Source organism: Streptomyces sp. NPDC059398 (assembly GCF_042751845.1).
In the GTDB taxonomy this organism is placed as follows: domain Bacteria; phylum Actinomycetota; class Actinomycetes; order Streptomycetales; family Streptomycetaceae; genus Streptomyces.
The window spans coordinates 1-19,696 of record NZ_JBHYWP010000097.1 but is presented as its reverse complement, the minus strand read 5'-3'; the positions used below and the strand labels follow the sequence as shown (position 1 = coordinate 19,696).

Genomic DNA, 19,696 nt, shown 5'->3' with positions numbered 1-19,696 from the left:
GTACGGGTCGGCCGGCCCGGTGTCAGCCGGCCCGGTGTCAGCCCGCCCGGTGTCAGCCGGCCCGGTGTCAGCCCGCCTGGTGGTGGGAGGCGAACAGCTCCAGCAGCCCCTTGGGTGCGTCGTCGCTGAAGCAGATGAGCAGGTTGGCGGCGGACTCGGCGGCCGCGGACTCGGCGCGCGGGAACATCGCCGCCTCGTACGCGTCCAGGGCGGCCTCGGTGTCACCCGGGTACGCGGCCAGCGCAAGCCCCAGCTCGGCCCCGTCGATCATGGCCAGGTTGGCGCCCTCACCGGCCAGCGGGGACATCAGATGTGCGGCATCACCCAGCAGGGTCACCCCCGGTACGCGGTCCCAGCGGTGGCCCACCGGCAGGGCGTGGACGAGGCGCGGCACCAGGGGCCCTTCGGCGTCGGCCACCAGCGCGCGCAGACTGTCGTCCCAGCCTTCGAACTGCTCCAGGACGGCGGCGCGGGCGCTCTCGGTACCGGTGAAGTCGACGGTGGAGATCCACTCCTGGGGGGCGGTGAGGGCGGCGTAGATGTGCAGGCTGCCGTCGGACTCGCGGTGGGCCAGGAAGCCCTTGCGCTCGCCGAGGGCGAAGAGCATGCCGCCTCCGACCACGGCGGCGGACTCCGGGTGACGGACGTCCGCGTCCGGCAGGTCGGCCTCCACCAGGCTGATGCCGGTGTACGCGGGAAGCGCGGCGGAGAGCAGCGGCCGGATCCTGGACCAGGCGCCGTCCGCCCCGACCAGCAGGTCGGCGGTGAAGGCGGTGCCGTCGGCGAGGGTCACCTCGTGGCGGCCGTCGGCCAGGGTGCGGGCGCCGGTGGCCTTGGCACCCCAGCGCACGGCGCCGGGCGGCAGCGAGTCCAGCAGCAGATCGCGCAGCCGGCCGCGGTCGACCTCGGGGCGTGTGTTGCCCCCGTGGTCGTCCTCCTCCTCCAGATGGACCGTGGCGTGCCGGTCGAGGATGCGCATGGCTTCGCCGCCGGGGAGCACCAGGGCGCGGAAGTCCTCAAGCAGTCCGGCGGCGCGCAGGGCCACCTGGCCGGAGTCCTCGTGGATGTCGAGCATGCCGCCCTGGCCGCGGACGTCACGGGAGGTCTCCAGGTCGTAGACGGCGGCCGGCACCCCGTTGACGTGCAGGACGCGGGCCAGGGTCAGGCCGCCCAGGCCGCCGCCGACGATCGCGACGGCGTGGTGCGGGGCGGGAGCGGGGGCGGTGACAGGGTTCATGGCGCTTCTCCTTCGGGGGCAGCGGTGTTGGGGGTGGGAGTGGCGGTGTGGTCGGGAGTGGCGGTGTGGTCGGGAGTGGCGGTGTGGACCACGCCGTTGATCAGTGTCCGGAAGCCCCAGGACAGGCGCTCGGCCGGTGCGCCCGACATCAGCCGGGCACCCAGGGCCGCGATCCGCGGATGCGTGCGCGCATCGGCGGTGTGTACGGCGTGGCTCAGCGCGTCCCACTCGTCCTGGGCATCGACGGCCTGTTCGCGGGCCGAGTGCTCGGCGGCGGTCGCGGTGGCGTACTGCATGAGTACGTCGACCCCCCAGGCCGCCTGCCCGTCCGGCACGCCCCCCTCGTGCAGGAAGCGCAGCAGCGACTCGATGAGGTTCAGGTAGTGGGGACCGCTGGGGCGCGCCACCAGTGCGGAGCGCGCCAGCCCGGGATGGGCGAACAGGACCAGTGAGTACGCGGTGAGCAGCTCTTCCAGCCGTTCACGCCACGGCCCGTCTGCTGGTGCGGGCAGGGTGCCGAGAAGTTCGTCGAGGATTGCCGCGTGCAGCTCTGCGGTGTTGCTGACGTAGACGTACAGCGAGGCCGGACCGGTGTCCAGGTCCTGCGCCAGGCGACGCATGGTGACCTTTTCCAGACCGTCGGCCCGCATGATCCCCATGGCGGTGGCCACGATGCCGTCCCTCGTCAGAGCCGGTTTCGCGGGCCGGTCACGGCGGCTGCGGGGTGTGGAGCGAGGGTGCATGACCCCACCGTAACGAACATGTTCGTTCAGAACAAGTACGTCACGAACGCGTTCGTGACGGAGCTGTTCGTTACGGAGTCGTTCGTCACGGAGCCGTTCGTCACGCTCCCCCCTCCGGAGAGGGCCTCACAGAGCCTCGCGCACAAGTGTCAGCACCGCTTCGTCCGAGAGGCCCAGCCCCTTCGCCTCCGTCACGAACTCCCCGACCCGGACGAGCAGTCGGGCCCGCGCCTGGGAGGACCCGTCGACGACCACCGCGCCCCTCCCCCGGCGCAGTTCGATCAGGCCCTCCTCGCGCAGCCGCTGGTAACCGCGGAGCACCGTATGGACGTTGACACCCAGCGACTCCGCGAGGACGCGGGCGGCGGGCAGCCGCTCACCCGTCTCCACCCGGCCGTCCGCGACGGCGCCCCGGACGCAGGCAGCGATCTGGTCCCCGAGCGGGGTCGCCGACGACGGGTCGATCCGGAAGAGCATCAGCGACCCGCCTTTCGTTCGGCCAGGGTGTTGAGCAGGGCGGCGGCATCGGCCGAACCGTCGACGGTGACGGCGAACTCCCGGCCGTTCCTGCGCCGGACCACGATGGCCTCCCCCGAGCGGAGGATGAGCCCGGAACGGCCCGCCCGGAACCGGTACCCCCAGCCGCCGAAGTCCTTCAGCGCGTTGACCTCACGGCTGGCAGCCCACTCGACCTCGTCCAGCGGCACCCGGATACGCGGCCAGGGCAGCCGGCCCGTCGAGACGGTCAGTCCCCTGCGGTCCACAGTGACGTACGGCCTGGCGAAGAGCATCAGCACCAGTCCGATCGCGACGGGGGCCACCGCGTGCCGCCAGCCCGCGACGGCCGGCACGAGGGCTCCGGTGACCGCGACGCCCGCCGTGAGCACCAGCAGCGGGCGGGCACCCGTGTGGCGCGCCCAGCCCGCGGTCTCACCGGCCGCGAGATCGATCCGCTCGACGGACCCCTCGGCGGACGGTGGCAGCACGGACGGTGCGAAGCGGGCCGCCCACCAGCCGATCCCACCCGCCACGGCCGCCACCCCGACGGCGACGACGGCCCGGCCGAAGGTGAACTCGACCGGGGTGTGCAGGTTGGCGTACAGAACCACGGCCATCACCGCGCCGACGAAACCGGCGAGCGCCCAGCCCGTGACGATCAGGCCCCGGGCACCGCGGGCGATCAGTACCCAGAGCAGGCCCAGGCCGACCAGGAGGGCGGTGGTGGCCAGGACGTACTCCAAGTGGCCCGCGGTGTCGTCCGGGCGACCGTCGTTGCCGAAGTGGCTGGCCAGGCGGTGCGGCAGCCGGGCCCGGAGGTGAATGAAGGCCGCCAGGTCGACGGCGTAGGCAAGCAGGAAGGGCAGCCCGGCGACTGCCACCCGCCGCATACGGGCGCTCGCCGGAGCTCCCCTCGCCGAACCCTCCGTGGCACTCCCCATGCTTCCCCCTCTTCCTCTTCTTTCCCCTCTTGTTTGCATCCAAGTAGAACAATGAGCGGGTAGAGCGTCAAGCCCGGATCCGGGTACGTGGTCCGGGTGAGAGCCCGGACCACGTAACGCGGGTGGGTATCCGGCTACGTGATCCGAGTGGGGATCCAGTACGTGGGCTGCCCGGCCGGAGCCGGGCGGCGAGCGGCTGCGCAGCTATCCGGCTGTACGGCTACACCAACTACGACGGCCACACAGCCACACAGCCACACAGCTACACAGCTACGGAGAAGGGTGCCTGGAGGGTGGCTCCCGGCGGGAGTTGCTCCTGGATCAGCGCGACGGCCGCGCCGAAGTCGCCCTGGTCGTTGCCCGATACATAGCTCGTCCCGCCGTAGTGCAGCGTGACGCCGAGATCGGTGGCCGGGCGGCGCAGGGCCAGCAGGCAGCTCAACGTGGCCTGTTGGGCCGTGCTGTCACCGGCAACGACCGGGAGCGGCATGTCCCACTCCAGGACACAGTCGCCCAACGGCCCGGCTCCTTCCGGTGCGTCGCCCACCGGCGTGAACGAGTCGAACGAAGCTCCGGCATAGTCGACTCCCCTGATCCGGGTGCGGAGTTGACGCTCTACTGCGCTGATCACTAGGGCATCTGATCCATGGCTGTCCCGGTACCAGCCGGCCCATGACTGTGGTGTCATGAGCGCGACTGTAGCGCCGCCACCAGCCCGGCGTCACCAAGAGTGATGCGGTCCGGAATGACGGGTTCCTGGTCCGGTTCGCCTCGGGCGCCCGTTTCCTGACGCTCCGACAGAACTCTCACGGGTCCACCAGCGCCACCCGGCGAGCGCACGTACGGGCACCCGTACGAGTGACCGTCCGGGCGGGCGACTCAGCCACACGGCTCAGGCGGGCCGCTCAGCCGCGCGGTTCGCGCCACATCGGCCACATCCGCGGGCCGTCGGGCAACTGGACCGCGGTGCCCATGAACACGAACCCCAGCCGCTCGTACAACGCGCGGCTACGCTCGTTGCTCGCCTCCAGATAGGCCGGAACCCCTTCCCGGTCGCAGCGCTCCAGCACCGGGGCCATCAGCGCGGTACCCAGCCCCTCACCCTGCCGCTCCGGCTTCACACCGATCATGAGCAGATAGGCGTGCGCCCGGTCGTGCGGATGGATCTCGCCCATCAACCTGCCCACCAGCTCGGCCCGTTCGTTCTCCGGATCGGCGGTCTCCCGCATCCGGGCCGGTGTGTCGTCCTCCTCCTCCGGCACACCGGCCGGGATGTCGAGCCAGAGGGCCATCGCCGTATGGTCCTCGGCGAGATCGACGCGGCCGTCGGCGAGGGCCACATCGATGAAGACCCCGAGGAACTTCCCGTGCACCTTCCGGCGGTGCGCCTCATCGGGGAACACCCAGCTGCTCACCGGGTCCTGCATGAAGGACTCGTCAAGAAGCCGCACGAGCACCTCACGGTCGGCCTCGCCCGCCTGTCGTATCGCCACACCCATGGTCCGGTCCCTCTTCTCTCGCCGTTCACGTCGCTCGTACGGGTCGACGGGTGGTTGCACCACCGACAACTCGCTGACGTGATCCTAGAGTTGACGTGACCCGGGAGTCGCGTGACCCAGGAGTCGGCGTGCTCCGGGAGCCGGCGTAACCCAGGAGTCGGCGGGCTCCGGGAGCCGGCGTGACCCAGGAGTCGGCGGGTCCGGCCATGGGCGGTTACGGCTCAGCGGCTGCGCCGCGTCACATACTCCGCCAGGGAGAGCAGACCTCCCGCCGCCGCCAGGTCGGGGACCGCACGGGAGAGATGGCCGACGGCCCGGGCCATCCGGTCGGCCGCCTCGGCCTGCGCCCAGTCCCGGCCGCCGGCCCGGTCGACCGCGTCGGCGGCCCGCCGGATGCCGTCCGCGTCGAGAGGGCCGCGGTACAGCTCCGCGAGTTCCGCCGCGGCCCCGGTGCCCGAGCCCAGTGCGGCCACCACCGGAAGCGACTTCTTGTGGGCCGCGAGATCCGCACCGGCCGGCTTGCCGGTGTGGGACGGCTCGCCCCAGATGCCGATCAGGTCGTCGATCAGCTGGAAGGCGAGCCCGGCCTCCCGGCCGAACGCGTCCATCGCCGCCGCCTCTTCGGGCCCGGCGCCCGCGTACAGCGCGCCCATCGAGCAGGCGCAGCCGAGCAGTGCCCCGGTCTTGGCCTCGGCCATGGTCAGGCATTCGGCCAGCGAGACCTCCGCACGGGCCTCGAAGGCGCAGTCCGCCTGCTGTCCCGCGCAGAGCTCGATGACACAGGCGGTGAGCCGGGCGGCCGCCGCCTTCGCGGCGGGGTGGGGGTCGTCCGTGAGCAGCCGCAGGGCCAGCGCCTGCATCGCGTCCCCGGTGATGATCGCGTCCGGTATGCCGAAGACGGTCCAGGCCGTCGCCCGGTGCCTCCGGGTGGCGTCCCGGTCGATGACGTCGTCGTGCAGCAGCGTGAAGTTGTGCACCAGCTCCACGGCGGTGGCCGCTCTTACCGCCCCCTGCATGTCCCCGTCCAGCGCCTGGACCGCGGCGAGGACGAGCGCGGGCCTGATCGCCTTTCCCGCCTGTTCCGCGGCCGGTGAGCCGTCCGGCTGCTCCCAGCCGAAGTGGTACATCCCGATGTTCCGCATGGGTCCCGGCAGGGACTCCAGTGCGGAGCGGAGCTCCGGGTCCACGGCGGCACGGGTGCGTTCCAGGAGCGCCGCGGCCTCGTGCCCCTCGGTCGCGGCGTCCGTTCTGGTCATGGTCATGGTCACTTCCTCTACGGCGGGCGTACGGCGTGATCGCCATGGATGCCGCGGGCGCGCCGGCACCGGGCGGCGGGCCGGCCGCCGCCCGCGCCGGCCCGTCCGGGGCCCCGCCTCACCGCCAGCGGCTGACTTCGACGTTCTCAAGCACGCCGAGCGCGTCCGGCACCAGGACCGCCGCGGAGTAGTAGGCCGTCACCAGGTAGGAGATGATCGCCTTCTCGTCGATCCCCATGAAGCGGACCGAGAGGCTCGGCTCGATCTCGTCGGGGATGCCGCTCTGCTGCAGCCCGATGACGCCCTGGTCCGCCTCGCCGGTCCTCATGCAGATGATCGACGTGGTGCGGGCGTCGCTGACCGGGATCTTGCTGCACGGGAAGATCGGCACCCCGCGCCATGCGGGCACATGGTGGCCGTCGACATCGACGCTCTCCGGTACCAGACCACGCCTGTTGCACTCGCGTCCGAACGCGGCGATGGCCTTGGGATGGGCGAGGAAGAGCTTCGATCCGCGCCGCCGCGACAGCAGTTCGTCCATGTCGTCCGGGCTGGGCACTCCGTCGTGCGGCTGCAGCCGCTGGCCGTAGTCACAGTTGTGGAGCAGGCCGAACTCGCGGTTGTTGACCAGCTCGTGCTCCTGGCGCTCGCGCAGCGCCTCGACGGTCAGCCGCAACTGGTGCTCGGTCTGGTTCATCGGCTGGTTGTAGAGGTCGGCGACCCTGCTGTGGACCTTCAGGACGGTCTGCGCGACGCTCAGTTCGTACTCGCGGGGGGAGCCCTCGTAATCGACGTAGGTGTTCGGTACGAGCGCCTCGCCGATATGGCCGGCGGAGAGGTCGATCGCCGCTTCGCCATAGCTGTTGGTGCGCTGCGCGGGGAGCGAGACCAGACCCGCGAGATGGGCGCGCAGCGAATCGGCGCGCTCCGCGAGGTTCAGCACATCCGCCCTGGTCAGCTCCAGTGCGACACATGCGGTGTCGGCGCGGGCCGTGTAGTTCCAGGTGGCGCCCTCCTCCAGGAGCGCCTGGTCGCCGAAGTACGCCCCGTCGGCCAGCGAGCCGAGCACGGTCTCGTCCCCGTAGGGTCCCGTGCCGATCTTCTGCACCCGGCCGTGGGCCAGCAGGAAGACCCGGTCCGCCACGTCGCCCCTGGCGGCCAGCACCTCCCCGGCCGCGAACTCCCGCTGGGTGCAGCGCTGCGCCAGCTCGGCCAGGGCCGCCTCGTCCTCGTACGCCCGCAGGGCGGGCAGTTCACCGAGCTCGGCCGGGATGACCTCCACCCGGTCACCGGTCTGCACGAACGTCACGCGGCCGTCCCCGACCGAGTAGCTCAGCCGCCGGTTCACCCGGTACGTACCACCCTGCACCTGGACCCAGGGGAGCATCTTCAGCAGCCACCGTGAGGTGATCTCCTGCATCTGCGGTGCGGACTTGGTGGTCGTCGCGAGGTTCCGCGCAGCTGCCGTGCCCAGACTCTGCTGCGGCGTTGCCTGCGTGTCGCGAACCTCTTCACCAACGGACATCTGGCGTCCTCTCGATCATCGGCTGACGTGCATGAGGAGCCTTTCAGCGGAGACCGGCGGCGCGCCATTACACAAAAGAGTGTGACTAATAGGGCTTTGAGCGGGGCACGTTGCCGTTCACGGTCCGGATCGGCCCCGGACCGGTCATAAGTTGCATCTTTTATGCAAGTTATTTAGCGTGACGCCCATGCGGCTCACCAGATTCACCGACGTGGCGCTGCGCGTCCTCATGCGCCTCGCCGTCACGGAGGAGGGCGAGGCGCCGGCCACCAAGGAGGTCGCCGCGGCCATGCGGGTGCCGTACAGCCATACGGCGAAGACCGTCGCCCGACTCCAGCACCTCGGCCTGGTCGAGGCGCGCCGTGGCCGCGGCGGCGGACTCAGCCTCACCGGCGCCGGCCGCTCCGCTTCCATCGGCGGACTGGTCCGCGAACTCGAAGGCCCCGGCGATGTCGTGGAGTGCGAGGGCGCCACCCCGTGCCCGCTCCGCTCGGCCTGTCTGCTGCGCGGCGCCCTGCACCGGGCACAGGAGGCGTTCTACGCATCGCTGGACCCGGTCACCGTCACCGACCTGGTCGCATCACCGACCGGACCGCTGCTGCTCGGCATAGGCAACCGCCCCGACGACGGCTGATCCGGGACCCCACGCACCCCGGCGCTCCCCCGCACACTCGCTCACGCAACTCCCACCACTCCCGCAACTCCCGCAACTCCCACACCCTGCACCCCCCCTCGCACCGCATCCGGGCACCGGCCCGCGCGGCCACTCGCGACATCGAGGCCGCACCCACACCACCCAACGCCGCCCGACCCCACCCACAGTCGCCCGCAACCACCCCCGGCCATAAATACGCATCCCGCATACCAATTCAAGAGCCAGGAGTCACCGATGCTCAGCGACCAGTCGACCGCCACCGTCCGAGCCACCCTGCCCGCCGTCGGCGCGGCCATCGATGACATCGCCGGCCTCTTCTACCGCAACCTCTTCGACGCCCACCCGGAGCTGCTGCGCGACCTCTTCAACCGTGGCAACCAGGCATCCGGCACCCAACAGCAGGCGCTCGCGGGCGCCGTCGCCGCCTTCGCGGCCCAGTTGGTGGAGCACCCGGACATCCGTCCCGACGTCATGCTCGGCCGGATCGCCCACCGGCACGCCTCGCTCGGGATCACGCCCGCCCAGTACGCCGTCGTGCACACCCATCTCTTCGCCGCCATCGCCGACGTACTGGGCGACGCGGTCACCCCGGAGGTCGCCGCCGCCTGGGACGAGGTCTACTGGCTGATGGCCAACGCGCTGATCGCGCTGGAGGCCCGGCTGTACGCGGAGCGCGAGGTCGCGGCGGGCGATGTGTGGCGCACCTGGGACGTGGTGTCCAGGACCGAGGAGACCGCCGACACGGTGACCTTCCGGCTCCGGCCCGCCGACGGCTCACCCGCCCCGGACTTCCGGCCCGGCCAGTACGTCTCCGTCCAGGTCCCGCTCCCCGACGGGTCCCGCCAGATCCGGCAGTACAGTCTCTCCGGCGCCCCCGGCGGCCGGCTCCACTCGATCACCGTGAAGCACGTGCGGGACGGCGCCGCCCCGGACGGCGAGGTCTCGCACCACCTCCACACCCGGGTACGGACCGGCGACCGGCTCCGGGTCTCCCTCCCGTACGGCGATCTCGTCATCGGCCCCGGCGCCGCGGACGCCCCGCTCCTGCTGGCGTCGGCCGGGATCGGCTGCACTCCGGTGCTGGCGATGCTGGAACACCTGGCGGCGACCGGGCACCCGGCTCCGGTCACCGTCGTGCACGGCGACCGTTCCCCCGCCGACCACGCCCTGCGCGCCGAACAGGCCCTCCTCACCGAGAAGCTGCCCGGCGCCACCGAGCACTTCTGGTACGAGCAGCCCGGCCCCGGCCATCCGGCGGACCGCACCGGGCTGGTGGACCTGGGCGGGCTGGATCTCGCGCCGGGGACCCATGCGTACCTCTGTGGGCCGCTGCCCTTCATGCGCTCCGTACGCACCCAGCTGCTGGCGGCCGGGGTGCGGCCCGCCGACATCCACTACGAGGTGTTCGGCCCCGACCTCTGGCTCGCCGCAGGCTGACGGACGGGCCGGGCTGACGGACGGGCCGAGCGGACGGGCGGGCCGACAAGCGGACGGCTGCCGAACGGGCGGCCACCGGGCCGGCGGGCCGACGTACGGACGTACGGGCCGCCCCGCGTCGCGGATGCCGGGGGCGGACAATGACCCCATGCCCCCTGGAGCCCACGGCCCCTCCCCCGCCCCCGGAGGGCCGCAGTCACTGCGGCCGCTGCTGCCGTCGCCGCTCGAACCGCTCGACGACGCCCGCTTCGCCCGCCACGGCGTACAGCTGCTGCTCAAACGCGACGATCTGATCCACCCGGATCTGCCGGGCAACAAATGGCGGAAACTCGCGCCCAATCTGACGGCGGCGGCCGGGCGGACCGTGCTGACATTCGGCGGCGCGTACTCCAACCATCTGCGGGCCACCGCCGCCGCGGGCCGGCTGCTCGGCTTCCCGACGATCGGAGTCGTACGCGGGGACGAGCTGGCCCACCGCCCGCTCAACCCCTCGCTCGCCCGGTGCGCCGCCGGCGGTATGCGGCTGTACTTCGTGGACCGCGGGGCCTACCGCGCCAAGGCGGTCCCGGCCGGTCTCGACACCACCGGGATGTACGTCGTCCCCGAGGGCGGCAGCAACACCGAGGCCGTCCACGGCTGCGCCGCGCTCGGCCGGGAGCTGCGGGGGCTCGCCGACACCGTCGCCGTGGCCGTCGGCACCGGCGGCACGCTCGCCGGCCTGGCGGCCGGTCTCACCGCGGACCAGCGCGCCCTCGGCTTCCCCGTCCTGAAGGGCGGCTTCCTCACCGCCGGGGTCACCGCACTCCAGCAGGCCGCCTTCGGGGCCAGGATCGGTGACTGGCGGCTCGACGACCGGTTCCACTTCGGCGGATACGCCCGCACGACACCCGGGCTCGAAGCCTTCGCCGCCGGATTCGAGGAGCTGCACCAGGTCCCCGTCGAGCGGATCTACGTGGCCAAGATGCTGTACGGACTGACCGAACTGGCCGCCGAAGGCGCCTTCCCGCCGGGCACCCGGATCGCCGCCGTCATCACCGGCCGGCCCGACTCCTCCTCACGGTAATCAGCCTCGCGGTAGTCAGCCCGACTCCTCCTCGCGGTAGGCCGCCGCCTCCTCCAGGTCGAGCCTGCGGAGCAGCGTCCTGAGGAGTTCGTCGTCGATGCGCCGCCGGTCGCGCAGCTCGACGAAGACCTCCCGCTCGGCGCCGATCATCGTCCTGGCGAGCCGCCGGTAGGTGTCGTCGGCGCTCTCACCGGTGCGTTCGTTGACCGTGCCGAGCCGTTCCCAGACCGCGTTCCTGCGCCGTGCCATCACGGCGCGCAACCGGTCGGCGAGCGGTTCCGGAAGGCTGTTGTCCTCGTCGGCGAGCATCGCGTCCAGCAGGTTCTCCGCCGCCTGCGACGCGTCGTTCTGCGCCTGGGCCTCGGCGAGCGTCTCGGCATGGACGTCACGGCCCGGGATCTTCAGCAGCCTGATCAGCGGCGGCAGGGAAAGACCCTGCACGACCAGGGTGGCGATCACCGTCGTAAAGGTCAGGAAGAGCACCAGGTTCCTGGCGGGGAACGGTGCGCCGTGCGCGGTCAGCGGGATCGAGAAGGCGATGGCGAGCGAGACAACCCCGCGCATTCCGGCCCAGCCGACGACCACCGGCGCGGTCCAGTCCGTATCGGGTTCGCGTTCCCTGATCCTGCGGGAGATCACGCGCGGCAGGAAAGTGGCCGGAAAGACCCAGACGAAACGCACCACCACGACGATCACGAATACGACCGCCGCATACCAGGCGGCCTCTCCTCCCCCGTAAGTGCCAAGCCCTCTGAGCACAAAGGGCAATTGCAGTCCGATCAGCGCGAAGACCGTCGATTCGAGAATGAAGGAGACCATTTTCCAGACGGCCTCCTCCTGGAGCCGGGTGGCGAAGTCGACCTGCCAGGAACGGTGTCCGAGATAGAGCGCGACGACCACCACGGCGAGCACCCCCGACGCGTGTACCCGCTCGGCCGCCGCATAGGCCACGAAGGGAATGAGCAGCGAGAGGGTGTTCTGCAGCAGCGCCTCCCTGAGATGGGTGCGCAGCCAGTGCAGCGGCACCATCAGGACCAGGCCGACCCCGATTCCGCCGACCGACGCCAGGGCGAATTCCCCGAGCCCGCCGGCCCAGGAGACCCCGGCGCCGACCGCGGCGGCGAGAGCCACCTTGTAGGCGGTGATCGCGGTCGCGTCGTTGACCAGCGACTCGCCCTGGAGGACCGTCGTGAGCCGGGAGGGCAGCCCGAGACGCCGGGCGATGGCCGTGGCCGCCACCGCGTCCGGCGGGGCGATCACCGCACCCAGCACCAGGGCCGCGGTGAGCGGCAGGTCCGGCACGATCAGATAGGCGAGCCAGCCCACCGCGACGGTCGCGAAGAGCACATAGCCGACCGAGAGCAGTGCGACGGGCCGCAGATTGGCGCGCAGATCCAGGTACGAGGAGTCGACGGCCGCCGTGTAGAGCAGCGGCGGCAGCACGAGCGGCAGGACGACTCCGGGATCCAGCGTGTACTCGGGCACCCCCGGCAGATACGCGGCGCCCAGCCCGACCGCGACCAGGAGCAGCGGCGCCGCCACCGGCGTCCGGCGCGCGACACCGGCCACGGCTGCGCTGCCCGCCACCAGTGCCACCAGCGGCAATGCGTCCATGGGTCTCCCCGCCCTCGGTCCCGGTCCGTCGTAACCTGGCAATCATGAGCGAGTGCCAGCATGTTGCAGAACTGCCGCGCCCCGAGCCGGCCCCGTTGAGCGACACCTGCCCCGAGTGCCTGGCCATCGGGAGCCACCCGGTACAGCTGCGCCTCTGCCTGGTGTGCGGGCATGTGGGCTGCTGCGACTCGTCCCCGTACCAGCACGCCACCGGACACTTCAAGGAGACCGGGCACGCGGTGATGCGGAGTTTCGAGCCGGGAGAGAGCTGGCGGTGGTGCTTTGTCGACGGTTCGATCGTCTGAGCTCTGGGTACGTCAACCGTTCGCTGCGTCTTTCCAGTTGGCCGAAGCATCCCGGGAACCCCGCGGAGCCGCCGGACATTCCGGAGAATCACAGCGCCGCAATCGGATGTGCACACCCCTGGCGACCGTATGTACTCATGGGCTTACCATGAGTGACAGTCGTGGGGTGGGGGTCCTGGCGACAGGGAACCTTGGATCGCGATAGCGTCACGGCGTCAGGAAGCGACCATGTCACACACGGTTGCGGGAGCAGTATTTCCCCGACCATGAACGAGCTTGTGCCACCTTGGAGGTGAGGGTGTCCCAGATCGCAGGCGAGCCCGGGACCCAGGACTTCGTCGAAGTCCGGCTGCCCGCTGAGGGTGCCTACCTGTCCGTGCTGCGTACGGCCACGGCCGGCCTCGCAGCACGCTTGGACTTCACCCTCGACGAGATCGAGGATCTGCGCATCGCGGTCGACGAGGCCTGCGCGATCCTGCTTCAGCAGGCCGTGCCCGGCTCCGTACTGAGCTGCGTGTTCCGTCTCATCGAGGACTCCCTCGAAGTGACGGTGTCCGCGCCCACGACGGACGGCCGCGCACCCGAGCGCGACACCTTCGCCTGGACGGTGCTCTCGGCACTGGCGGGCAAGGTCGAGTCGACGGTGGCCGACGACCGTACGGTCAGCATCAGTCTGTACAAACAGCGCGGCGCCGGACCTGGACCGGCGTGAACGGGGACGGACCGGTGCGGGACGACGGGCGCGGCGCGCGGACGCTGGGCGCGGGGGACATCCCGGAGCAACAGGCCCGGCCGCATCCGGTGGAAGGCCTTTTGGAGTCGGCGGATCAGGCGGGCCTCATGAGCGAGCATCACGACCACCACGACCAGCACAACCCGCGGGACCGCAGCGGGGCGCGGGCGCTCTTCGTCGAGCTGCGCGAGCTCCCCGACGGTTCGCCCCAGAAGGCCGAACTGCGCAACAGGCTGGTGCGGATGCATCTGCCGCTGGTCGAGCATCTGGCCCGCCGTTTCCGCAACCGCGGGGAGCCGCTGGACGATCTGACCCAGGTCGCCACGATCGGTCTGATCAAGTCGGTGGACCGGTTCGACCCGGACCGCGGCGTGGAGTTCTCCACGTACGCGACTCCGACCGTGGTCGGCGAGATCAAGCGGCACTTCCGCGACAAGGGCTGGGCGGTCCGGGTGCCGCGCCGCCTCCAGGAGCTGCGCCTCTCGCTGACCACGGCCACCGCGGAGCTCTCCCAGCAGCACGGCAGGGCGCCCACGGTCCATGAGCTGGCCGAGCGTCTCGGTATCTCGGAGGAAGAGGTCCTGGAGGGCCTGGAATCCGCCAACGCGTACTCGACCCTCTCGCTGGACGTCCCCGACACGGACGACGAGTCACCCGCGGTGGCGGACACCCTGGGCTCCGAGGACGAGGCGCTCGAAGGAGTCGAGTACCGCGAGTCGCTCAAGCCGCTGCTGGAGGACCTGCCCCCGCGAGAGAAACGGATCCTGATGCTCCGGTTCTTTGGCAACATGACCCAGTCGCAGATCGCCCAGGAAGTGGGTATCTCGCAGATGCATGTCTCACGGCTGCTCGCCAGGACCCTGGCGCAGCTGCGGGAGCGCCTGCTGGTCGAGGAGTAGACGGCGGCCGGGGGGCCTGGGGGCAGGCAGGCAGGCAGGCAGGCAATACTGCGGCCGTCGGGGGTTACAGGACAGCCCTCAGGCCCCCCGCGCGCTCCTGATCCCCAGCGCCCTGGCCGTCGTCGGATTGACCAGCAGGACGAGCGCCGCCAGGGCCACCACCGCGAGCACCGCCCCGGCCGGGATCAGCACGCCCTGCGCGGAGAGCAGCGTCCAGGCCACCGGCAGCGCGATGATCTGGGTGACGATCGCGGGGCCCCGGCTCCAGCTGCGGCGGAGCAGCAGCCCGCGGGCCGCGAGCAGCGGGATCAGGGCGAGCACGATCAGCGTCAGACCGGCCAGTACGGACTGCTCGGGGCTGTCGCCGTCGGCGAAGACGCCCTTGCCGATCACATACAGCCCCCCGGCGGCCATCGCCGCCCCTTCCAGCGCGGCCAGCGCCGCTGCGGCGGTGAGACGGGCGGGGCGGGGTCCGCTGGGCTGCTCTGCGGTCTGGTCGGTACTCACCCCTGCAGGGTAGCGGGCGCCCGGGGGGCCGGACCGAGGCCGGGGCTGGGCCCGGTTCCACGCGGTAGGTAATCTTCTGGTCATGCGCGCACTCCTCGTGGTCAATCCGGCAGCAACCACCACCAGTGCCCGCACACGTGACGTACTGCTCCACGCGCTGGCCAGCGAGATGAAGCTGGAGGCCGTCACGACCGAGTACCGGGGGCACGCCCGCGACCTCGGCAGGCGGGCCGCGGAGAGTGACGACATCGATCTCGTTGTCGCCCTGGGCGGGGACGGCACGGTCAACGAGGTGGTCAACGGGCTGCTCCACCACGGTCCCGACCCGGACCGGCGCCCCGGCCTCGCGGTCGTCCCCGGCGGCTCCACCAATGTCTTCGCCCGCGCGCTCGGCCTGCCCAACGACGCGGTGGAGGCGACCGGCGCGCTCCTGGACGCGCTGCGGGAGCGCCGCGAGCGAACGGTCGGCCTGGGCCTGGCGGCCGGCACCCCGGGCACGGCGGACGCGGGGGTCCCCTCGCGCTGGTTCACCTTCTGTGCCGGGCTCGGATTCGACGCGGGAGTCGTCGGCCGGGTCGAACAGCAGCGGGAACGCGGAAAGCGGTCCACGCATGCGCTCTATGTGCGTCAGGTGGTCCGGCAGTTCCTCGACGAGCCGAGCCGCAGGCACGGCGCGATCACCCTGGAGCGCCCGGGGGAGGACCCGGTCACGGACCTGGTGATGTCCATAATCTGCAACGCCTCTCCCTATACCTACCTGGGCAATCGCCCGATGTACGCCACCCCCGAAGCGTCCTTCGACACCGCGCTCGACGTGCTGGGCCTGTCGAGAATGTCACCCGCTCATGTGGCGCGTTTCGCTACTCAATTGCTCACTTCGACACCTGAACGGGGCCCCCACGGAAAGCACGCGGTTTCGCTGCACGATCTGACGGACTTCTCCTTGCATTCCAAGGTCCGACTCCCCTTCCAGATGGACGGCGACCACCTGGGACTGCGTACGAGCGTGACGTTCACAGGCGTACGCCGTGCACTGCGTGTGATTGTGTGAGTGGAAGTGGCGAAAGTCCTTTAACTCGAACGTTTGGGCTGGGATCCACCCCATGGAAGTACGGCTGTGACCTAGCCGACACCGAGGAATCAAAAAAAACTTTCCAGAAGGGGTTGTATCCGCAGCCGAGGTTTGCGAATCTCTACATGGCGCTCGGGACGGCCCGCAACACCGGCCTCCCTGAAAGCCAGAACCCCTCCTCAACACACGGACCGCAACCAGGTCATCTGGCAGTCGGCCCTTCACCTGCGGGGGGATTCGTGAAAGCGTTCACATTCACAAGCACCTGCACGTAACACCCTAAGAGAGGTAGCAGCCATGGACTGGCGTCACAACGCCGTTTGTCGTGAGGAAGACCCGGAGCTGTTCTTCCCCATCGGCAACACCGGTCCTGCGCTGCTGCAGATCGAGGAAGCCAAGGCCGTCTGCCGCCGCTGCCCCGTCATGGAGCAGTGCCTGCAGTGGGCGCTTGAGTCCGGCCAGGACTCCGGCGTCTGGGGTGGCCTCAGTGAGGACGAGCGCCGCGCGATGAAGCGCCGTGCCGCTCGCAACCGGGCGCGTAACGCGACCGCCTGACCACCCTGTTCACGAGCTTGAGCCAGGCGGCGCGCGTACAGCGAGTACGCACCACCGTCGCCCCCGAAACGCAGCGCGCAGTACCCCCGATGCGCACGCAGTAACAGAACGCCGGGAGAGTTCTTCTCCCCCGGCACACGGTGAGCCCCGGACCATTTCGGTCCGGGGCTCACCGCTGTTGCGGCGCCCATGGGGCCGTCTCCGGCTACGCGTCGCCCGGGACCGGTATGTCGAGCACCACCTGGGTGCCGCGCTCCGGAGCCGGGACCATGTCGAAGGAGCCGCCCAACTCCCCTTCCACCAGTGTCCGCACGATCTGCAGCCCGAGATTGCCCGCCGTCTTCGCGTCGAATCCTCCGGGCAGTCCCCGTCCGTCGTCCTGCACCGTGATGAGCAGCCTGGCGTCCTCCCGCATACCGCCCCGGACGGCGGAGACCTCGACGGTGCCCAGCTCGCCCGGTCCGAAGGCGTGCTCAAGGGCGTTCTGCAGGATCTCGGTCAGCACCATGGAGAGCGGAGTGGCGACCTCGGCGTCGAGTATGCCGAAGCGGCCGGTGCGCCGGCAGTCGACCTTGCCCGGTGAGATCTCTGCCACCATCGCGATGACACGGTCGGCGATCTCGTCGAACTCGACACGCTCGTCCAGGTTCTGCGAGAGCGTCTCATGGACGATCGCGATGGAACCGACGCGCCGCACCGCCTCGTTGAGCGCTTCCCTGCCGCGGTCCGAGTCCATCCGCCTGGCCTGGAGGCGCAGAAGTGCCGCCACCGTCTGGAGGTTGTTCTTCACCCGGTGGTGGATCTCCCGGATGGTGGCGTCCTTGGTGATCAACTCGCGTTCGCGGCGGCGCAGTTCCGTGACGTCCCGCAAGAGCACCAGGGAGCCGATCCGGGTGCCCTTCGGGGAGAGCGGGATCGCGCGGAGCTGGATGACGCCCTCGTCCCCCTCCACCTCCGTCTCCCGCGGCGCGTAGCCGCTGGCCAGTTTGACCATGGCCTCGTCCACCGGTCCGCGGGACGGTGCGAGGTCGGTGGTCAGCTGACCGAGGTGCTGGCCCACCAGGTCGGACGCGAGCCCGAGCCGGTGGTAGGCGGAGAGGGCGTTGGGGCTGGCGTACAGGACCACACCGTCCGCGTCGAGGCGGATCATGCCGTCACCGACCCGGGGGGACGCGTCCATGTCGACCTGCTGGCCGGGGAAGGGGAAGGATCCCGCGGCGATCATCTGGGCCAGATCGGATGCCGACTGGAGATAGGTGAGTTCGAGCCGCGACGGCGTACGGACGGTGAGCAGGTTGGTGTTGCGGGCGATCACCCCAAGCACCCGGCCCTCCCGGCGTACGGGAATGGACTCGACCCGTACCGGCACCTCCTCGCGCCACTCCGGGTCGCCCTCGCGCACGATCCGGCCCTCGTCGAGCGCCGCGTCGAGCAGTGGACGGCGGCCGCGTGGAACGAGATGGCCGACCATGTCGTCCTGGTAGGAGGTGGGACCGGTGTTCGGTCGCATCTGCGCCACGGAGACATAGCGGGTGCCGTCGCGCGTGGGCACCCAGAGCACCAGGTCGGCGAAGGACAGATCGGAGAGCAGCTGCCACTCCGAGACCAGCAGGTGCAGCCACTCAAGGTCGGTGTCGTCGAGGGCGGTGTGCTGGTGTACGAGATCGTTCATGGAGGGCACGTGGGTGAGCGTACCCGCCGGATTCTTTCTGTCGTACGCATGGACATCGGAGAATGGTCTAGTCCACAATTGGCGTGCGAAGACTTCCGCTCTCCCCGCACAGGAGAGTGGAGACGAGGTACGCGGCGCTCTCTGCCCTGACTGCGCCAAGTCCTCCCCACGGCCGCCGGGCACCGCACACCTGACGGCCGATGCAGCTGAGGGCTGCGGTGCCGTACGGCCGGGCCGAGGGTCCCGACCGGACCGGCGCCGCGGCCCGCAGTCGTTTCCGGGGGATGCCGGGGTACTCACCTCAACGCTCCCCCGCCGCCATGGCCGGGCCTGGCCCCCGTCGCGGCTTCCGTGAGCAGTCCGGGATCACCCCGTTCCCGGCATCCGGCGGCAGCCGCCGGGAGACCGGCGGCGGGCTGTCCGTATGCGGTCACCCCGCCGCCGACCGACCATGGGAGGGGGCGGAAAGGGAACCAGGGGGAACCGCCGACACGAGAGGCCCGCTCTGCTAGATTGGTCTATACCACATGTTTGCACTCTTCAGATCGGCAGGCCCAGCGTGGAAGTTGTCATCGTCCCGGACGCCAAGGCAGGCGGCGAGGTCATCGCGGAGGCCATGGCCGGCCTGCTGCGCCGCAAGCCCGACGCTCTGCTCGGTGTCGCGACCGGATCGACCCCGCTGCCCGTCTACCAGGCGCTGACCGCCAAAGTGGGCGCCGGGGCCGTGGACGCGGGGCGGGCCAGGATCTGCCAGCTCGACGAGTATGTGGGGCTGCCCGCAGGACACCCCGAGTCGTACCGCTCGGTGGTGCTGCGCGAGGTCGTCGAGCCGCTCGGGCTGACGGAGGCGTCCTTCATGGGGCCCGACGGTTCGGCCGATGACATTCCGGCCGCCTGCGAGGCGTACGACAGGGCGCTCGCCGAGGCCGGCGGGGTCGACCTCCAGCTGCTGGGCATCGGCACCGACGGGCACATAGGCTTCAACGAGCCCTGCTCCTCGCTCGCCTCCCGCACCCGGATCAAGACGCTCACCGAGCAGACCCGCGTCGACAACGCCCGTTTCTTCGACGGTGACATCGACCAGGTCCCGCACCACGTCATCACCCAGGGCATCGGGACGATCCTGGAGGCCCGCCACGTGGTGCTCCTGGCCACCGGCGAGGGCAAGGCCGAGGCCGTGGCGCAGACCGTCGAGGGTCCGGTGGCCGCCGTGGTGCCCGCGTCCGCGCTCCAGCTGCACCCGCACGCGACGGTCGTCGTCGACGAGGCGGCGGCGTCCAAGCTGAAGCTGGCCGACTACTTCCGCGCGACGTTCGCCTCGAAGCCGGAGTGGCAGGGCCTGTAGCGGGACGGCACACCCGTACGGAGAACAAGCGCACGGAGAACAAGCAATGAGCAGGGCCGGGGCACCGCGCGGTGCCCGCCCCGCTGCAGTCGCGGTTAAACAACAGCGAGCCCACCGCACGAGTCAACAAACGGGTTTGC

The 19,696-nt window shown here is 70.7% G+C and carries 20 protein-coding genes; 9 read left to right on the top strand and 11 right to left on the bottom strand.

Features of this window, described 5'->3' with window-relative positions; all coding sequences use genetic code 11:
- Positions 1–67 precede the first annotated feature (67 nt).
- The 8 genes from ACFXBC_RS27960 to ACFXBC_RS27925 form a co-directional block, all read right to left on the bottom strand.
- Complete coding sequence (locus tag ACFXBC_RS27960) at positions 68–1,237, bottom strand: FAD-dependent oxidoreductase (protein WP_385030242.1); 1,170 nt, start codon at positions 1,235–1,237, stop codon at positions 68–70.
- Positions 1,234–1,980, bottom strand: a complete 747-nt coding sequence (locus tag ACFXBC_RS27955; RefSeq protein WP_385030239.1) for a TetR/AcrR family transcriptional regulator C-terminal domain-containing protein — start codon at positions 1,978–1,980, stop codon at positions 1,234–1,236. The genes ACFXBC_RS27960 and ACFXBC_RS27955 overlap by 4 nt, the downstream gene beginning before the upstream one ends.
- 126 nt (positions 1,981–2,106) lie before the next feature.
- Positions 2,107–2,457: a GntR family transcriptional regulator gene (locus tag ACFXBC_RS27950; protein ID WP_385030236.1), complete on the bottom strand. Its 351-nt coding sequence runs from the start codon at positions 2,455–2,457 to the stop codon at positions 2,107–2,109.
- Complete coding sequence (locus ACFXBC_RS27945; RefSeq protein WP_385030233.1) at positions 2,457–3,419, bottom strand: DUF1648 domain-containing protein; 963 nt, start codon at positions 3,417–3,419, stop codon at positions 2,457–2,459. Before ACFXBC_RS27945 ends, ACFXBC_RS27950 begins: the two co-directional genes overlap by 1 nt.
- Positions 3,420–3,681: 262 nt before the next feature.
- Entirely contained in the window at positions 3,682–4,107 is a 426-nt protein-coding gene (locus ACFXBC_RS27940; RefSeq protein WP_385030230.1) for a DUF6304 family protein, read from the bottom strand.
- 217 nt (positions 4,108–4,324) lie between these two features.
- Positions 4,325–4,918 (bottom strand): GNAT family N-acetyltransferase, encoded by a 594-nt coding sequence (locus ACFXBC_RS27935; protein ID WP_385030227.1) that lies wholly within the window; start codon positions 4,916–4,918, stop codon positions 4,325–4,327.
- A 221-nt stretch (positions 4,919–5,139) separates the two neighbouring features.
- Complete coding sequence (locus tag ACFXBC_RS27930; protein WP_385030224.1) at positions 5,140–6,180, bottom strand: family 2 encapsulin nanocompartment cargo protein polyprenyl transferase; 1,041 nt, start codon at positions 6,178–6,180, stop codon at positions 5,140–5,142.
- 112 nt (positions 6,181–6,292) lie between these two features.
- A complete protein-coding gene (locus ACFXBC_RS27925) occupies positions 6,293–7,699 on the bottom strand; it encodes a family 2B encapsulin nanocompartment shell protein (protein ID WP_385030221.1) in 1,407 nt (468 codons plus the stop codon).
- A gap of 187 nt (positions 7,700–7,886) precedes the next feature.
- On the opposite strand from ACFXBC_RS27925, the gene ACFXBC_RS27920 reads away from it, so the two are divergent.
- The 3 genes from ACFXBC_RS27920 to ACFXBC_RS27910 all read left to right on the top strand — a co-directional run bounded on the left by ACFXBC_RS27920 (position 7,887) and on the right by ACFXBC_RS27910 (position 10,854).
- The gene (locus tag ACFXBC_RS27920; RefSeq protein ID WP_385030218.1) at positions 7,887–8,333 is read left to right on the top strand and encodes an RrF2 family transcriptional regulator; all 447 of its coding nucleotides are present in this window, start codon (positions 7,887–7,889) and stop codon (positions 8,331–8,333) included.
- A gap of 255 nt (positions 8,334–8,588) precedes the next feature.
- On the top strand, positions 8,589–9,791 hold the full coding sequence (locus ACFXBC_RS27915; protein ID WP_385030215.1) for a globin domain-containing protein: 1,203 nt from the start codon (positions 8,589–8,591) through the stop codon (positions 9,789–9,791).
- Positions 9,792–9,939: 148 nt separating this feature from the next.
- Positions 9,940–10,854, top strand: a complete 915-nt coding sequence (locus tag ACFXBC_RS27910; protein ID WP_385030211.1) for a 1-aminocyclopropane-1-carboxylate deaminase/D-cysteine desulfhydrase — start codon at positions 9,940–9,942, stop codon at positions 10,852–10,854.
- A 15-nt stretch (positions 10,855–10,869) separates the two neighbouring features.
- Here the strand turns inward: ACFXBC_RS27910 and ACFXBC_RS27905 are convergent, their stop codons facing one another.
- A complete protein-coding gene (locus ACFXBC_RS27905; RefSeq protein ID WP_385030208.1) occupies positions 10,870–12,468 on the bottom strand; it encodes a Na+/H+ antiporter in 1,599 nt (532 codons plus the stop codon).
- A 44-nt stretch (positions 12,469–12,512) separates the two neighbouring features.
- Between ACFXBC_RS27905 and ACFXBC_RS27900 the strand changes: the two genes are divergently transcribed.
- The 3 genes from ACFXBC_RS27900 (at position 12,513) to ACFXBC_RS27890 (ending at position 14,405) form a co-directional block, all read left to right on the top strand.
- On the top strand, positions 12,513–12,773 hold the full coding sequence (locus ACFXBC_RS27900) for a UBP-type zinc finger domain-containing protein (protein ID WP_385030205.1): 261 nt from the start codon (positions 12,513–12,515) through the stop codon (positions 12,771–12,773).
- A 298-nt stretch (positions 12,774–13,071) separates the two neighbouring features.
- A complete protein-coding gene (locus ACFXBC_RS27895; protein ID WP_328319579.1) occupies positions 13,072–13,485 on the top strand; it encodes an anti-sigma regulatory factor in 414 nt (137 codons plus the stop codon).
- Between the two features lie 14 nt (positions 13,486–13,499).
- The gene (locus ACFXBC_RS27890) at positions 13,500–14,405 is read left to right on the top strand and encodes an RNA polymerase sigma factor SigF (RefSeq protein WP_385030275.1); all 906 of its coding nucleotides are present in this window, start codon (positions 13,500–13,502) and stop codon (positions 14,403–14,405) included.
- Between the two features lie 78 nt (positions 14,406–14,483).
- Here ACFXBC_RS27890 and ACFXBC_RS27885 read toward each other — a convergent pair whose 3' ends face one another.
- On the bottom strand, positions 14,484–14,912 hold the full coding sequence (locus tag ACFXBC_RS27885; RefSeq protein WP_385030201.1) for a hypothetical protein: 429 nt from the start codon (positions 14,910–14,912) through the stop codon (positions 14,484–14,486).
- Positions 14,913–14,994: 82 nt separating this feature from the next.
- On the opposite strand from ACFXBC_RS27885, the gene ACFXBC_RS27880 reads away from it, so the two are divergent.
- Together ACFXBC_RS27880 and ACFXBC_RS27875 are read left to right on the top strand one after the other, a co-directional pair.
- Positions 14,995–15,963, top strand: coding sequence for a diacylglycerol/lipid kinase family protein (locus ACFXBC_RS27880; protein ID WP_385030198.1), 969 nt, complete (start codon positions 14,995–14,997; stop codon positions 15,961–15,963).
- A gap of 318 nt (positions 15,964–16,281) precedes the next feature.
- On the top strand, positions 16,282–16,539 hold the full coding sequence (locus ACFXBC_RS27875; RefSeq protein ID WP_004937597.1) for a WhiB family transcriptional regulator: 258 nt from the start codon (positions 16,282–16,284) through the stop codon (positions 16,537–16,539).
- 205 nt (positions 16,540–16,744) lie between these two features.
- Here the strand turns inward: ACFXBC_RS27875 and ACFXBC_RS27870 are convergent, their stop codons facing one another.
- Positions 16,745–18,211: a PAS domain-containing sensor histidine kinase gene (locus tag ACFXBC_RS27870; protein WP_385030272.1), complete on the bottom strand. Its 1,467-nt coding sequence runs from the start codon at positions 18,209–18,211 to the stop codon at positions 16,745–16,747.
- A 559-nt stretch (positions 18,212–18,770) separates the two neighbouring features.
- On the opposite strand from ACFXBC_RS27870, the gene nagB reads away from it, so the two are divergent.
- Positions 18,771–19,556, top strand: a complete 786-nt coding sequence (nagB, locus tag ACFXBC_RS27865) for a glucosamine-6-phosphate deaminase (RefSeq protein ID WP_385030195.1) — start codon at positions 18,771–18,773, stop codon at positions 19,554–19,556.
- Positions 19,557–19,696 lie beyond the last annotated feature (140 nt).